The organism is Shinella sp., assembly GCF_049651085.1.
GTDB lineage: Bacteria > Pseudomonadota > Alphaproteobacteria > Rhizobiales > Rhizobiaceae > Shinella.
This window is the reverse complement of sequence record NZ_JBASBL010000007.1, coordinates 242,041-258,367: the sequence shown is the minus strand read 5'-3', so window position 1 is coordinate 258,367 and position 16,327 is coordinate 242,041. Positions and strand designations below refer to the sequence as shown.

The window sequence follows — 16,327 nt, the reverse complement described above, 5'->3', positions numbered from 1 at the left end:
GGGAGCGGACGGCAACAGGCAGGACATATCCATGCGGACAGAGAACGGCCAGATCATCCACCTGGCGGACTATCGCCAGACTGACTTCGTTCTCGAGCGTGTCGACCTGACCTTCGAACTGGACCCGACGGAAACCAAGGTCGAAGCCCGGTTGATTTTCCACCGCCGCGAAGGCGCCGACCTTGCCTCGCCGCTCGTTCTCGACGGCGACGAACTCACGGTGGCCGGCCTTCTCTTCGACCAGATCGAAATGGACCCCGCCCGCTACGACGCGACGCCCGACAGCCTGACAATCCGCGACCTGCCGGCGACGGAGCCCTTCGAGATCACGATCACCACGCTGATCAATCCCGAGGCCAACACGCAGCTGATGGGCCTCTATCGCACCAACGGCATCTATAGCACCCAGTGCGAGGCCGAAGGCTTCCGCCGCATCACCTATTTCCCCGACCGGCCGGACGTGCTCGCCGTCTACACGGTCAATATCATCGCCGATAAGGCGAGCTGCCCGCTCCTGCTTTCCAACGGCAATTTCCTTGGCGGCGCGGGTTATGGCGAAGGCAAGCACTTCGCCGCCTGGTTCGATCCGCATCCCAAGCCCTCCTACCTCTTTGCGCTGGTTGCCGGCGATCTCGGCGTGGTGGAAGACACCTTCACGACGATGTCCGGCCGCGAGGTGGCGTTGAAAATCTATGTCGAGCACGGCAAGGAGCCGCGCGCGGCCTATGCGATGGACGCGCTGAAACGCTCAATGAAATGGGACGAAGAGGTATTCGGCTGCGAATACGATCTCGACATCTTCATGATCGTCGCCGTCTCCGACTTCAACATGGGCGCCATGGAGAACAAGGGGCTCAACGTCTTCAACGACAAATACGTGCTGGCCGACCCGGATACGGCGACCGACCAGGACTATGCGAATATCGAGGCGATCATCGCCCACGAATATTTCCACAACTGGACCGGCAACCGCGTCACCTGCCGCGACTGGTTCCAGCTGTGCCTGAAGGAAGGCCTGACGGTCTATCGCGATCACGAATTCTCCGCCGACCAGCGCTCGCGCGCCGTCAAGCGCATCGCCGAGGTGCGGCACCTGAAGTCGGAACAGTTCCCCGAGGATGCCGGGCCGCTGGCCCATCCGGTGCGCCCGACGAAATACCGCGAAATCAACAACTTCTACACGACGACCGTCTATGAGAAGGGTTCCGAGGTGACGCGCATGATCGCGACCATCCTCGGCCGCGACGGCTTCAAGAAGGGCATGGACCTCTATTTCCAGCGTCACGACGGGGACGCCGCGACGATCGAGGATTTCGTCAAATGCTTCGAGGAGGCAAACGGCGTCGATCTCACCCAGTTCTCGCTCTGGTATCATCAGGCCGGCACGCCGCTCGTCAGCATCTCGTCGAGCTATGACCAGGGCAAGCGCGAATTCACGCTCTCGCTGGAACAGGTGATCCCGCCGACACCCGGCCAGGGCGTCAAGGATCCGATGCACATTCCGCTGTCCTTCGGCCTGCTGCTTGCCGACGGCAGCGAAGCAATTGCGAGCGCCGTCAACGGCGCGGAAGTGACCGGCGACGTGCTGCATCTCAAGCAGCGCCGCCAGACGGTGACCTTCGCGGGCATAGCCTCGCGCCCGGTCGTCTCGCTCAACCGGGGCTTCTCCGCGCCGGTCAACGTGCATTTCGAGCAGTCCTCCGCCGATCTCGCCCATATTGCACGCCATGACAGCGACCTCTTCGCCCGCTGGCAGGCCCTGAACGACCTTGCGCTTCCGAGTCTCGTCGAGGCTGCGCGCAAGGCACGCGCCGGCGAGCCGATCGAAACCAACCCGGTTCTTGCCGACACGCTGATCGCCATTGCCCGCGACGAGACGCTCGAGCCCGCCTTCCGGGCGCAGGCTCTGGCGCTGCCGTCCGAATCCGATATTGCCCGCGAACTCGGCAGCAACAACGATCCGGACGCCATCCGCGCCGGCCGCGAAGCCGTGCTCGCCTTCGTTGCAAACAGCGATCCCGCAGTCTTTGCCGCGCTGTTCGCCAGCCATCGCATCGAAGGCGCCTTCACGCCGGATGCGGCAAGCGCCGGCCACCGGGCGCTGCGCAATGCGGCCCTCGCCTACCTCGCCGTGTCCGACGGCACCCCGGCCCATGCGGCCGAGGCATTCGCCGCCGCCGACAACATGACGGACCTCAGCGCGGCACTGACCGTCCTTGCCCACCGCTTCCCGGATGCACTGGAGACGGCAAACGCGCTGGAAGCCTTCCGCGCCCGCTTTGCCGACAATGCGCTGGTCATCGACAAGTGGCTCTCCATCCAGTCGACCATTCCGGGCGACGGCGCACTGGCGCGCGTCAAGGCGCTGATGGAAAGCCCGTACTTCATCAGGTCGAACCCGAACCGGGTGCGCGCCCTTATCGGCACCTTCGCCTTCTCCAACCCGACCGGCTTCAACCGGGTGGACGGCGAAGGCTACCGGTTCCTCGCCAAACAGATCCTGGAGATCGATCCGAAGAACCCGCAGCTTGCCGCCCGCATCCTCACCTCCATGCGCTCGTGGCGGGCGCTGGAGGAGGTCCGCTCCGACCACGCCCGCAACGCCCTGTGCACCATTGCTGCGGGCGAAAAGCTCTCCTCCGACGTGTCTGACATCGTGGAGCGCATGCTGAAGGGCTGAGGCCGTTCGGCAAACGTCAAACGCTTTACATTCGCCCGATGGCAGCCGATGCGCGAGTATCGGCTGCCCGGACGCGCCACAGTGGCGTTTTCACGACGCCGAATCCTTTCCGGCAAGTACGAAATTCCAACCATAATAAATGGTTAATAAACTTTTACCTTTTCCTATGGACAAGCCGAATCACAATTGATTCATTAGGGCAGATTCGGGCGAGCGGCGCGCCGAATCACGAGAGGTTTACAAGGTTTATGATTATGGCGGACGCGCAACGAGGACGCGCAGCCGGCGGGTGGACTCGTCTCAGATTTCCGGGAATGGCGGCCTGGGAAGATGAACGGACGGGACAGGCGAAGATTTTCGCCGGGCCTGCCGCACGGCACCTGACACGGGCTGAGCCCGTGCTGAAACGGTCGATACCGATCCTGATCATCGCATTCCTGTTTGTCGTGGCGATTTCCCGGATGGTCGGCATCCTGATCGAGCACGACCGGATGGATACGGGCGTGCGCGACACGACCTCGCTGACGGCGATGGCCGTCGGCGCCGTCTTCTCCGGCCCGATGGCCGAGAGCCTTGTCAAATCCGACCGCATGGCGGCGGAAGCGGCCCTGTCCGTGCACCTGCCGCAGGACCGCATGCAGCCCGGCGGCATCATTCTCTTCGTCGAGGAAAAGGGGCGCGTGTTCGGCGCCTCGCTGGCGGCGGCGAGCTATGTCGGCCAGTCCCTCGCGCGGTTTTCACCCGAGCTTGCGGCCGCGCAGTATTTCGGCGATCCAACCAGCGTTTTCCGCACCCATATCGGCGGCGAGGAATACTACGCCTCGCTCGTGCAGATGCCGCGCAAGGGGGGCTTCATCGTCGTCGCCAATCCGCTCGGGCAGCTTGCCATGTTCTGGCGCGACGAAGTGGCGCTCAACGTCACGCTGTTCGCCGGCATTTCGGCGATCCTGCTCGTCATTCTCTACGCCTACTACATCCAGTCCAAGCGTGCGCGCGATGCCGACGCGATCTTCGCGGAATCCAACCTGCGCGTGGAAACGGCGCTCGCCCGCGGCCGTTGCGGCCTTTGGGACTTCGACCTTGTGAACCGCCGGCTGTTCTGGTCGCGCTCCATGTATGAAATGCTCGGCATGCCGGCGCGCGACAGCGTGCTGTCCTTCGGGGACGCGGCCCGGCTGATGCACCCGGACGATGACGGCATCTACCAGGTTGCCCGCGCGGTTGCCCGCGGCGAGGCCAAGCAGGTGGACCAGGTGTTCCGCATGCGCCATGCCGATGGACACTATGTCTGGCTGCGCGCCCGCGCCCAGCTCATCCGCATGGCGTCCGGGCGCATGCACATGATCGGCATCGCCATGGACGTCACCGAGCAGCACCGGCTCGCCCAGCGCTATCAGGAAGCCGACCAGCGGCTGGCCGACGCCATCGAATGCACCTCCGAGGCCTTCGTGCTGTGGGACAAGAACGACCGGCTCGTCATGTGCAACGCGCACTACCAGCAAGCCTACGGCCTTCCCGACGACGTTCTGGTGCCCGGCACCGAGCGCGCGACGGTGCATACCGCCGCTGCCCGCCCGGTCATCGAGCGGCGCATCGCGGATGCGGACGGCACCGGCGCAGCCCATACGAGCGAAGTGCAGCTTGCCGACGAACGCTGGCTGCAGATCAACGAGCGGCGCACCCGCGACGGCGGCCTCGTGTCCGTCGGCACCGACATCACCATGATGAAGCGCCATCAGGTGCGCCTGCGCGAATCCGAACGCCGCCTGATGGCGACCATCGGCGACCTTTCGGCCTCCCGCGCCAAGCTGGAGCGGCAGAAGTCGGAGCTTTCCCTCGCCAATGCCAATTACCAGGCGGAAAAGGACCGCGCCGAGGCGGCCAATCGCGCCAAGTCTGAATTCCTCGCCAACATGTCCCATGAGCTGCGCACGCCGCTCAACGCCATTCTCGGCTTTTCCGAGATCCTGCAGAACCAGATGTTCGGCCCGATCGGCTCGGACAAGTATCGGGAATATTCCCGCGACATCCATGAGAGCGGCAAGCACCTGCTCAACGTCATCAGCGATATCCTCGACATGTCGAAGATCGAGGCCGGGCACATGCGCATCAGCTGCGAGACAATCGACCTCGCACCGCTGATCGAGGAGACGATGCGCCTGACCATGCTGCAGGCGGAGAAGAAGAACATCGAGGTGCAGCAGACCTGCCCCGGCAGCCTGCTCGCCGTCGCCGACCGGCGCGCCATGAAGCAGATCCTGCTGAACCTCCTGTCGAACGCCATGAAGTTCACCAATGCCGGCGGCAAGGTGAAGGTGCGCGCGAGAAGGGTGGACGGCGCGATCACCCTGACGATCGCCGATACCGGCATCGGCATCCCGAAATCCGCGCTCCAGAAGATCGGCCAGCCCTTCGAGCAGGTGCAGAGCCAGTACGCCAAAAGCAAGGGCGGTTCCGGCCTCGGGCTCGCCATCTCCCGCTCGCTCGCCCATCTGCACGGCGGCGCCATGCGCATCCACTCGATCGAGGGCAAGGGCACGATCATCTCGGTGCGCATTCCCGACCGCGAGCGTCTGGCGACGCTGCATCTGGCGGCGGCATGAGACGAAGCGACGGTCAGGCCTTGACCGTCGCCTGGAAAATTTTGCGCACGGACTTTGAAAGGCGGCGGACTTCCGCTTCGAGCGTGCGCACATCCGGGCAGTCCCCGGCGCGGCAGACGAGATCGATGAGCCCGGCCGGCGCTTCCTTCGGATCGAAACCGCCATCGACGCAGAGGCGCACGATCTGCGAAATCTCCGTGTAGAGCGACAGCGCCGCCTGTACGGCATCGAGATCGTTCGGATCCATCATCGCTTCGCCGAGCACCGCCAGCGCATCGCCCGTCGGCAGCACCTTTTCCGGCTGCGCCGCACCCCGCGCCGGTGCGATGAGCGCCAGGAACTGGGTGATGAACTCGATATCGATCAGGCCGCCCGCGATGTGCTTCAGGTCCCAGATATCCTTGGCCGGCTTTTCCTGGTCGATCAGCGCGCGCATTTCCGCGACATCCTTCGCGACCTTGGCCGTGTCGCGCTTGCGACCAAGCACCGTCCGGAAGATCTCCTGCGCCTGCCCCACAAGGCTCTCGTCGCCGCACAGGACGCGCGCACGGGTCAGCGCCATGTGCTCCCAGGTCCAGGCTTCCTCTTCCTGGTACTTGGCAAACGAGGTGATGCGCGTTGCCACCGGCCCCTTGTTGCCGGAAGGCCGAAGCCGCATGTCGACCTCGTAGAGCACACCCTCGGCCGTCGGCGCGGAAAGCGCGGAGATCAGCCGCTGGGTGATGCGGGTGAAGTATTTCACATTGTCCAGCGGCTTCGCCCCATCCGATTCGAGGGCGTCGCTGTCGTGGTCGTAGAGCAGGATCAGGTCGATGTCCGAGCCGGCGGTCAGCTCGAAACTGCCGAGCTTGCCCATGCCGACCAGCGCCACGCGCCCGCCGGGGAACTTGCCGTGCGCCGCCTCGATCTCGTCGAGCACCGCCTTCAGTGCCGCCGCGACGATGAGATCGGCGACATGGGTCTGGGCGCGCCCGGCCTGCTTGCCGTTGATCGCCCCGGTCAAGAGGCGGATGCCTATGAGGAAGCGCTGCTCGGCGGCGATGATGCGCAGGCGGTCGAGAATCTCCTCGTAGTGCCGCGCGCCGGAAACGAAGCCCTCGATGCGGGCGGCAAGGTAGGCGCGGGTCGGCAGTTCGGCAAGGAGGCCCGGATCCAGCATGCCGTCGAAGACATGCGGCTTGGCCGCGATCACCTCGGCGAGCCGCGGCGCGGAGGACATGATGTTGACGATGAGGGAAAGCAGCGCCGGATTGTTGCCGAGCAGCGAGAACAGCTGGATGCCCGCCGGCAGGCCGGAAATGAAATTGTCGAAGCGCAGCAGCGCCTCATCCGCCCGCTTGCTTTCGCCGAAGACGCGCAGCAGTTGCGGCGTCAGCTCCGTCAGACGCTCGCGCGCCTCGACGGACTGCGTGGCGCGGTAGCGGCCATAGTGCCAGGTACGGATGGTGCGGGAAATATCGGAGGGACGCTCGAAGCCGAGGCGCTTCAGCGTCTCCAGCGTATCAGGATCGTCCTTCTGCCCGGTGAAGACGAGATTGCCTGTCTCGGAGGAAAGCTTCGCCTCCTGCTCGAAAAGCGCCGCATAGCGCCGCTCGACGGTCTTCAGCACTTCGACGAGCCTTGCGGAGAAAGCCGCGGTGTCCTGAAAACCCATCATGAAGGCGATGCGCTTCAATTCGCTTTCGGTGTCCGGCAGCACATGGCTCTGCTCGTCGCGCACCATCTGGACGCGATGCTCGACATCTCGCAGGAACCAGTAGGCGCCGGTCAGTTCCTCCGCGGTCGTCGCGTCGATCCAGTTGGCCTTGGCCAGTTCCGCCAGCATCGGCTCGGTGGCGCGCAGGCGCAGCGCCGGCACGCGCCCGCCGGCGATCAGTTGCTGGGTCTGCACGAAGAACTCGATCTCGCGAATGCCCCCCCGTCCGAGCTTGACGTTGTGGCCCTTGACCGCGATCTCGCCATGCCCCTTGTGCACATGGATCTGCCGCTTGATCGAATGGATGTCGGCGATCGCCGCATAGTCGAGATATTTGCGGAAGACGAAGGGGACCAGTCCCTTGAGGAAGGCTTCCCCCGCCTGGAGGTCGCCGGCAATCGGCTTGGCCTTGATGAAGGCGGCGCGCTCCCAGTTCTGTCCCCTGCCCTCGTAGTAGAGCATCGCGGAATCGAAGGAGATGGCGAGCGGTGTCGCGCCGGGATCGGGCCTCAGGCGCAGGTCCGTGCGGAAGACGTAGCCGTCCGCCGTGCGCTCCTGCATGATGCGGATCAGCCGGCGCACGAGGCGCGAGAACGTCTCGACCGCTTCACTCGGATCGGCCGCGACATTGGCCATCGGATCGAAGAAGACGACGAGGTCGATGTCGGAGGAATAGTTGAGCTCCGAGGCGCCGAGCTTGCCCATGCCGAGCACGATGAGGCCGGACTTCTCGCTCGGACGGGCAGGATCGGGCAGCGTCAGCTTGCCGCTTTCATGCGCCGAGAGCAGGAGGTGGTCGATGGCGGCCGAGGTGGCGGCGGTGGCAAGGTCCGTCAGGAGCGCGGTGGTGCGGCGGGCATCGAAGATGCGGGCAAGGTCGGCAAGCGCCGTGAAGAAGGCGACCTCGCGCTTGGCGACACGCAGCCGGGTCATCAGCACGGCTTCCGTCACCTCGCCGCCCTCCGGCTGCCACGCCGCGCGGGCACGGCCTATGGCCGCCTCGATGGCCGGCAGGATCGGCTCTTCCAGCACGCGGACGAGAAGGCGAGGATCGATGCGGGCGGTATCGCGCAGATAGGGCGAGAGGGTGAAGGCCGCGACGATGAAATCCTTCAGCGGTCCCTCGCCGCTAAGAAGCCCCGCGATGGCGGGGTGTTCTTTCGCCCAATCCTTGAGATCGGACAGGACCGATTTGACTTCCGTCTGGCTCAGGGGCCGGATCGGTGAAATCGAAAGATCGGAAAACCGCGTCGTTTCCGTCACGCCCATGATGTCTCCTCGGCTTTTTACCGAGGAGGTGTATCAGTCCGGACGGATGGGGAAAACCATCCTGACGGTCAGCCCCCGATTGTTTTCCCGTTCGGGATGCGTTGCACCCAGCTCCAACCGGCCATGATGCATCTCCATGACGGCGCCGACGAGCGACAGACCCAGCCCCGTGCCGGGCTTGGAGCGGCTGGCATCGAGGCGCACGAAGCGTTTCACCACCTCATCCAGCTTTTCTTCCGGCACGCCTGAGCCGGAATCGGCGACGGAAAGCACGACATCGCCATCGCGATGCGCCAGCGACACACGAATATCCGGCTCGCCGTCGCTGCCTTCTGCATATTTGATCGCATTGTCGATTAGGTTACCGAGCGCCTGGCCGACGAGCTCGCGGTTGCCCTTGATCTCGATGCCCTCCGCGATCTCGGTGACGAGCCGGAGGCCGCTATCCTCGGCCACCGGCTCGTAGAGCTCCGTGCTGTCGAGGGCGATGCCGCTGACGTCGATGGTGCTCATTTCGGCCGGCGCCTGCCCCGCCTCGACCCGCGAGATCATCAGAAGCGCATTGAAGGTGCGGATGAGCTGGTCGGATTCGCCGATCATTTCCTCGAGCGCCGTGCGGTACTCGGCATTCTCGCCGCCGGCAAGCGCTGCTTCCGCCTTGTTGCGCAGGCGCGTCAGCGGCGTCTTCAGGTCATGCGCGATATTGTCGGAAACCTGCTTGAGGCCCTCGTTCAGTTTCTCGATGCGACCGAGCATGGTGTTGAGCGATTCGGACAGCCGGTCGAACTCGTCGCCGGAGCCACTCGTCGGCAGGCGCTGGGAGAGATCGCCCGCCATGATGCGCTGGCTGGCCCCCGACATGCGGTCCATGCGCTTCAGAGCATTGCGTCCGATGAGATACCAGATGGCGAGGGCACCGACGCCCATGACGCCGAGCGCAACCATCAGCGCCTGGCGCACGATCCTGCGGAAGTTCTCCGGTTCGCCGAGATCGCGCCCGACGAGGACGCGCAGTCCGTTGGAGAGCAGGATGACTTGCGCATAGGCCATCGGGCGTTTGCCGCCGCGCGCCTCTTCCTGGTAGCGCTGGTAGCGGAACGGCGTTTCCGTCCAGCCTTCCGTGTCGAGCACACCGGGCTGGATCGACGCCACGTTGCCGGCCAGCACCTCGCCGGTCGGGCTGGCGATGATATAGAGGTTGGCGCCCGGCTGGCGCGCGCGCCGTTCCAGCGTGCGCAGGAGGCCGTTCATGCCGCTGCTGTCGAAGATCCGCTCGATCTGCTCGGTTTCCTGCGCCACGGCATCGCGCATCTGCTGCTGAAGCAGCCCTTCCGACATGGACGAGACGTAGAAGACGAGGAAGGCCGCACCGGCGGCGAACAACAGGAGATAGAGCGCCGAAAGGCGCACTGCGGTGGTGCGGTAAAGGGCGGTCAGCCGGCCGAGCAATCGCTGCATGGGATCAACCCGCCGCCTCGTCCTTCATCATGTATCCGGCGCCGCGCACGGTGCGCAGCAGCGGCTGGTCGAAGTCCTTCTCGATCTTCGAGCGCAGCCGCGAGACATGAACGTCGATGACGTTGGTCTGCGGATCGAAATGATAGTCCCAGACATTCTCCAGAAGCATGGTGCGCGTCACCACCTGCCCCGCATTCTTCATCAAATATTCGAGCAGGCGAAACTCACGCGGCTGGAGGATGATTTCCTTGCCGGCTCGCTTGACGGTGTGGGAGAGCCGGTCGAGTTCGAGATCGCCGACGCGGTAGGCCATGTCCTGTTCCGGCGTTCCCTTGCGGCGGCCAAGCACCTCGACGCGCGCCAGAAGCTCGCTGAAGGCGTAGGGCTTGGGCAAATAGTCGTCACCGCCGGCCCGCAGGCCCGTCACCCGGTCGTCCACCTGCCCGAGGGCGGAGAGAATCAACACGGGCGTATGAATGTTGCGCCGGCGCAGCTCCGAGATCAGCGACAGGCCGTCGCGGCGCGGCAGCATGCGGTCGATGACCAGCACGTCATAGCTGTTCTCGGTCGCAAGGAAGAGGCCGCTTTCGCCATCGCTGGCATGATCGAGCACGATGCCCGCCTCGCGAAAGGCCTTCGAGAGATAGGCGGCCGCCTCCAGATCGTCTTCCACAATCAATATCTTCATCGTACGGACCTTACAGCATGTTCAGCGGGGCTTGGCTAGAGCGTCGAATAATGCGGCAAAAACAAACTCATAGAGCAATTGCGGTGATCCGGTTTTCACCGGAATTGCCTTTGGAGAGCCTTGCCGGATACGGCAGCGCCGCGAAACCTTGCGATCTCGCGGCGCCGTCAGACAAATGTGCGGAGCCGATCAGCCCTGGTCGATCGGCAGCGCCAGGAAGCGGCTGCCATCCTTGGTCTCGATCTGGAACAGCGCCTTGGAGCGGCCGTCCTTACGGGCGCCATCGATCACCTTCAGAACCTCGTCGGCAGACTTCACAGCCTGGTTGTTGACGGAGGTGATGCGATCGCCTTCCTTGAGGCCGCGGTCGCTGGCGTCGGAGTCCGGGTCGACGGAAGAGACCGTCAGGCCGTTGTCGCCGGGCGTGACCGAGATGCCGAGATCGGCAAGCGCCTGCTCGCTGCTTTCCTGTTCCGGGGCGGCTTCGTCCGTGCCTGTCGCAGCCTGGATCTGCTCGCCGGCCAGCGTGCCGATCTCGACCGGAACGTTCTGCGACTTGCCGTCCCGCCAGATCGCCACATCGACCGTCTTGCCCGGTGCGATATCAGCCACGCGGCGGGCGAGATCACGCGGATCCTTGACCGGTTCGCCGTCGAGCGCCGTAATCACGTCGCCCTTCTTGATACCGGCCTTGGCGCCGGGGGAGTCGGTCTGCGGTTCGACGACCAGCGCACCGGCGGCATCCGCAAGGCCGAGAGAATCGGCGATATCGCGGCTTACCGGCTGGATCTGCACGCCGAGCCAGCCACGGTCGACCTTGCCGTCCTTCATCAGGTCGCCGACGACGCCCTTGGCGACGGTGGCCGGAATTGCGAAGGCGATGCCGACATTGCCGCCGGAGGGCGAGAAGATCGCAGTGTTGATGCCGACGACCTGACCGTTGAGGTTGAAGGTCGGGCCGCCCGAATTGCCGCGGTTCACGGCAGCGTCCACCTGGAGATAGTCGTCATACGGGCCGGAGCCGATATCGCGACCGCGAGCCGAGATGATGCCGGCCGTTACCGTGCCACCGAGGCCGAACGGGTTGCCGACGGCAACGACCCAGTCGCCGACGCGGATCTGGCTGTCATCGGCAAAGCTCACATAGGTGAACTTGCGCTTGTCCTTCTCGTCGACCTTCAGCACGGCAAGGTCCGTGCGGCTGTCCTTGCCGACGAGCGAAGCCTTGAGCTCGGTGCCGTCATTCATGACGACCGTGAAGGCCGAGCCATCGTTGACGACGTGGTTGTTGGTGACGATATAGCCGTCTTCAGAGATGAAGAAGCCGGAGCCCTGCGCGGTCGGGCGCAGATGCGGCTTGCGGCCGGGGCCACGACGGTCACCGAAGCGGCGATCCTGACCGCGGTCGCCATGCATCTGGTCCTGGCCGCCGAATTCGCGGAAGAAACGCTTCAGCGGGTGATCATCGGGCAGGTCGTCAAAACCGCGACCACCGAAATTGAAGCTGAAATTGCTCTCGTCGCTGGCCGGCTTGACGTCGGACTGGACGCGAACGGAAACCACAGCCGGCGAGACGGCCTGCACGACATCGGCAAAGCTCGCGACCTGCGGCGCTTCGACGGAAACGGCTTCCGCAAAACTTTCGGTAACGCGCGCGGGAATGCCGGTCGCAAGCATGACGGCCGCAAGCCCGGCGACGGTGGTCGCCTTCAGTACGGTCTTGAGGCCCGGACGGAATGCTGAAATCTTGGACATTCTTTGCACCTTTTCTCTAACTTTCTGGGGTTGCGTTCGGCAACCGATGACAAAGAGATAGGCCGCTTCACATTACGGCACACTATCCACAGCATGAATTTTTCGTAATGTTGGAGAATTTTCGGCGCTATGCGCCCTGATCCTGCTTGAGCGCGCGCTCCAGCTCGGCCTTTTCCGCCTCGGAAAGCGGCGTTCCGGTCGATTTTCCACCACGCTTGCGCACGAAGAGAATCATGGCCGTCGCCCCGGCAAGGAAGAGCACGATCGGCGCGCCCCACAGCAGCAGTGTCTCGCCGCGCAGGCGCGGGTTGAGCAGGACGAACTCGCCGTAGCGGGAGACGACATAGTCGATGACCGCCTCATCGCTGTCGCCGTTCGTCAGCCGCTCGCGCACCAGAAGGCGCAGGTCGCGGGCAAGCTCCGCATTCGAATCGTCGATCGACTGGTTCTGGCAGACCATGCATCGCAGCTGTGTGGAAAGCGCACGCGCGCGCGCTTCCAGCGCCGGGTCGGCAAGCACCTCGTCCGGATTGACCGCGAAGGCCGGGGCTGCGGCGAGCAGAAAGGCGGTGGCAAGCAGCAGGCGGCGGATCACTGGGCTGCCTCCAGCGCGGCTTTCACCTTGCGCGCCTTCTGTGGCGCGCCGACGCGCAGGCGACGGTCGAAGAGCGAGACGGTGCCGCCCACCATCATGATCAGCGTGCCGATCCAGATGCAGAGGATCATCGGCTTCCACCAGACGCGAACGACGATACCGCCGTCGGCCATCGCATCGCCAAGCGAAACGTAGAGCTGGCTGAGCCCGAAGGTGCGGATGCCGGCTTCCGTCGTCGGCATCTGCCGCGCGGTATAAAAGCGCTTGGAGGACCAGACGTCGGTGACGATCACGCCGCTGCGCGCCACGGTGAAGTGACCGGATTCTTCCGAATAGTTCGGCCCCTGCCCGCGGCGCATGCCGTCAAAGGTCAGCGTGTAGCCGCCGGCCTCGATCTGCATGCCGGGCTTCATTTCCACGACATGCTCGGTCTCGAAGGCTGTGACGGCGATCACGCCGATAACCGTGACGCCGACGCCGATATGGGCAAGCGCGGTGCCGAAAGCCGAGCCCGGCAGGCCGATGAAGCGGCGGAAGGCGACATTGTTCGCAACCTTGCCGATACCGGCGCGCAGCCAGAGGTCCGTGACGGAGCCGGCAATCATGTAGAACCCGAGGGCGATGCCGAGATAGGCGAGAATGGGTCCGCCGTTCTGGATGTAGATAACCACCGCAGCCAGCGCGAGCCCGATTGCGACCGCCGCGAACAGCCGCTGGCCGGCGGCAAAGACGTCACCGCGCTTCCAGGCAAGCAGCGGGCCGAACGGCACCGCCAGCAGCAGCGGCAGCATCAGCAGGCCGAAGGTAAGGTTGAAGAAGGGCGGCCCGACGGAAATCTTCTCGCCGCTCAGCGCTTCCAGCACCAGCGGATAGAGCGTGCCGGTCAGGACCGTCGCTGCTGCGGTCGTCAGGATCAGGTTGTTGAGAACCAGTGCCCCTTCACGCGAGATCGGTGCAAAGAGCCCGCCGGCCTTCAGCGTCGCCGCCCGGAAGGCGAAGAGCGAGAGCGCCCCGCCGATGAAGATGATGAGGATGACGAGGATAAAGACACCGCGCGTCGGATCGGTCGCGAAGGCGTGCACCGATGTCAGCACGCCGGAACGCACGAGGAAAGTGCCGAGCAGCGACATGGAGAAGGTGAGGATCGCCAGCAGGACGGTCCAGATCTTCAGCGCTTCGCGCTTTTCCATGACGATCGCCGAATGCAGCAGCGCCGTGCCGGCAAGCCAAGGAATGAACGAGGCGTTTTCCACCGGATCCCAGAACCACCAGCCGCCCCAGCCGAGCTCGTAATAGGCCCAGTAGGAGCCCATGGAGATGCCGGCGGTGAGGAAGCTCCAGGCGGCAAGCGTCCAGGGCCGTACCCAACGCGCCCAGGCGGCGTCGATCCGTCCCTCGATCAGCGCCGCAATGGCGAAGGAGAAACAGACGGAAAAGCCGACATAGCCGAGATAGAGCAGCGGCGGGTGGATCGCCAGCCCGATATCCTGCAGCACCGGATTGAGGTCCTGCCCCTCGGCCGGCGCCGGCGAAAGGCGCAGGAACGGATTGGAGGTCAGCAGGATGAACAGCGCGAAGGCAGTGGAGATGAGACCCTGCACGGCCAGCACATTGGCGCGCAGCCGCTCCGGCAGGTTGGCGCCGAAGGTCGCGACAAGCGCGCTGAAGAAGACGAGGATGAGGAGCCAGAGCAGCATGGAGCCCTCATGGTTCCCCCAGACGCCGGTAATCTTGTAGATCATCGGCTTCAGCGAATGCGAATTCTCCCAGACATTGGCGACCGAGAAATCGGACACGACATAGGCGAAGGTCAGCACCGAGAAGGAGAAGAGCACGAGCATGAACCCGGCAAGGGCCGCGCCGGGCGCGACGGCCATCAGCGAACGGTCGTTGCGGATCGCGCCGACCAGCGGCAGGACCGACTGGACGATGACCGTCGCCAGCGCCAGAATCAGGGCATAGTGTCCAAGCTCGATGATCATTTGATCGTTTCCTTGCCGCTGAGTTCAACGCCCTGCGCTTTCAGGCGGTCCGCCACGTCCTTGGGCATGTAGGTCTCGTCATGCTTGGCGAGCACCGTGTCGGCGACGAACAATCCGTCCGTGCCGAAAGAGCCCTCCGCCACCACGCCCTGTCCCTCGCGGAAAAGGTCGGGCAGGATGCCCGTATAGGTCACCGGCACCGTCGACAGCGTATCCGTCACGGTGAAGGTGATGGTCGATCCCTCGCCGCGCTTGAGCGTTCCGCTTTCGACGAGGCCGCCGAGGCGGATGCGCGTGCCGGGGGCTACATTGGCCTTGGCGAGATCGCCGGGCACATAGAAATAGGCGATCGACTGGCTGAAGGCGAACATCACGAGCAGCACCGCCACCACGAGGAAGGCGACGCCGCCGCCAATCACTGCCAGACGTTTCTGTTTGCGTGTCATTGTCCGCTGCCCTCAGCCGAAATCGATAGGTCCCGGGCCAGTGCCAGAAGCTGCTTGCCGTTGTCACTGTCCGCCGGGAAGGTCTTCAGCGCCGTCTGTAGCGCCGCTTCGGCCTTTGGCCTTTGATCCAGCACAACATAGGAACGGATGATGCGCATCCATCCTTCGAAATTGTCGGGATTTTCCTGAAGTTTCGCGGCAAGGCTGTCCACCATGCCCGCGATCATCTGCTGGCGGTCGCCCGTCGACATGTCCTGCGCGGCGGCCATGTCTTCCGTGCTCGGATTGCCGAGCGATCCGGCGGTGTCGCCGCCCTGCGTGCCGCCGAGTGCCGCGATGTGCTGGTTGACGAGCGGCAGCCAGGGCGCGCCTGCCGGCGTTTCCTTCGCCAGCGCCTCGAAGGCCGCGCGCGCTTCAGGCTTCCGGCCCTCCTGCTCCAGCGCCAGCGCCAGATAGAATTTGGCGCGCGGATTGTCGCCCTTGAGCGCCAGCGACTGCTCGAGCTGCTTGCGCGCCTCTTCCGTCACGATGCCGTTCGACAGCGCGATCAGCGTTTCGGCATGACCGTCGAGCCGTTCGGTGGTCGGCCCGAGGATGCGGATCGAATGGGAAAATGCTCTTGCCGCATCTTCCATCCGGCCGCTGCGATAGTAGATAGGTGCGAGAAGATCCCAGCCGGCACCATCTTCGGGATTGCGCGTCAGATGGCTCTCCGCCCGGGCAATCAGGATGTTCATGTCGTTGCCGGGATTGGCAAGCCGCTCGGCGAGCGGCTGGGCCGGAAGATCCGGCCGGCCGGTGCCGAGGTAGAGACAGAGCCCGATGGCGGGAAGCGCCACGACCACGAAGAGCTGCGCCAGCCGGTTGAGGCGTCGCGCCGGGCTCGCCTGATCCTTCGCCTCGGCCTTGCTGGCAGCAATCAGCCGGCGCGCCACCTCGGCGCGGGCAAGCTCTGCCTCGTTGGGGCCGATGAGGCCGGTCGCCTCGTCGCGCTTCAGTTCTTCGAGCTGATCGCGATAGACCTCGACGTCATGGCTGGCGTCGGCCGCGCCCGCCACAGGGCGTCGCAGCAGGGGGAGAAGAAGGACGGCCGCTACGGCTGCCGTGAGGATGGCGACAAGAATCCAGAAAAGCATGACAGTTCAAATACTGGAA

The 16,327-nt window shown here is 64.5% G+C and carries 10 protein-coding genes; 2 read left to right on the top strand and 8 right to left on the bottom strand.

Translation table 11 applies throughout. The annotated features are described in order from the left end of the window. Positions 1-31: 31 nt before the first annotated feature. Both pepN and WA950_RS04530 read left to right on the top strand, forming a co-directional pair. On the top strand, positions 32-2,680 hold the full coding sequence (pepN, locus tag WA950_RS04535; RefSeq protein ID WP_424550485.1) for an aminopeptidase N: 2,649 nt from the start codon (positions 32-34) through the stop codon (positions 2,678-2,680). A gap of 254 nt (positions 2,681-2,934) precedes the next feature. After that, a complete protein-coding gene (locus tag WA950_RS04530; protein WP_424550484.1) occupies positions 2,935-5,283 on the top strand; it encodes a PAS domain-containing sensor histidine kinase in 2,349 nt (782 codons plus the stop codon). Positions 5,284-5,296: 13 nt separating this feature from the next. On the opposite strand, the gene WA950_RS04525 is transcribed toward WA950_RS04530, so the two are convergent. The 8 genes from WA950_RS04525 to ccmI all read right to left on the bottom strand — a co-directional run bounded on the left by WA950_RS04525 (position 5,297) and on the right by ccmI (position 16,308). Beyond that, positions 5,297-8,248, bottom strand: coding sequence for a bifunctional [glutamine synthetase] adenylyltransferase/[glutamine synthetase]-adenylyl-L-tyrosine phosphorylase (locus tag WA950_RS04525; protein ID WP_424550483.1), 2,952 nt, complete (start codon positions 8,246-8,248; stop codon positions 5,297-5,299). A 33-nt stretch (positions 8,249-8,281) separates the two neighbouring features. Then, positions 8,282-9,706, bottom strand: a complete 1,425-nt coding sequence (locus tag WA950_RS04520; RefSeq protein ID WP_424550482.1) for an ATP-binding protein — start codon at positions 9,704-9,706, stop codon at positions 8,282-8,284. 4 nt (positions 9,707-9,710) lie between these two features. Further along, on the bottom strand, positions 9,711-10,394 hold the full coding sequence (locus tag WA950_RS04515) for a response regulator transcription factor (RefSeq protein ID WP_424550481.1): 684 nt from the start codon (positions 10,392-10,394) through the stop codon (positions 9,711-9,713). Positions 10,395-10,583: 189 nt separating this feature from the next. Then, the gene (locus WA950_RS04510; protein WP_424550480.1) at positions 10,584-12,149 is read right to left on the bottom strand and encodes a Do family serine endopeptidase; all 1,566 of its coding nucleotides are present in this window, start codon (positions 12,147-12,149) and stop codon (positions 10,584-10,586) included. A gap of 127 nt (positions 12,150-12,276) precedes the next feature. Further along, positions 12,277-12,744 (bottom strand): cytochrome c-type biogenesis protein, encoded by a 468-nt coding sequence (locus tag WA950_RS04505; protein WP_424550479.1) that lies wholly within the window; start codon positions 12,742-12,744, stop codon positions 12,277-12,279. Continuing rightward, positions 12,741-14,726, bottom strand: a complete 1,986-nt coding sequence (locus WA950_RS04500) for a heme lyase CcmF/NrfE family subunit (protein WP_424550478.1) — start codon at positions 14,724-14,726, stop codon at positions 12,741-12,743. Before WA950_RS04500 ends, WA950_RS04505 begins: the two co-directional genes overlap by 4 nt. Beyond that, the gene (ccmE, locus tag WA950_RS04495; RefSeq protein ID WP_424550477.1) at positions 14,723-15,172 is read right to left on the bottom strand and encodes a cytochrome c maturation protein CcmE; all 450 of its coding nucleotides are present in this window, start codon (positions 15,170-15,172) and stop codon (positions 14,723-14,725) included. Before ccmE ends, WA950_RS04500 begins: the two co-directional genes overlap by 4 nt. After that, the gene (gene ccmI, locus WA950_RS04490; protein WP_424550476.1) at positions 15,169-16,308 is read right to left on the bottom strand and encodes a c-type cytochrome biogenesis protein CcmI; all 1,140 of its coding nucleotides are present in this window, start codon (positions 16,306-16,308) and stop codon (positions 15,169-15,171) included. The genes ccmE and ccmI overlap by 4 nt, the downstream gene beginning before the upstream one ends. Positions 16,309-16,327: the final 19 nt, after the last annotated feature.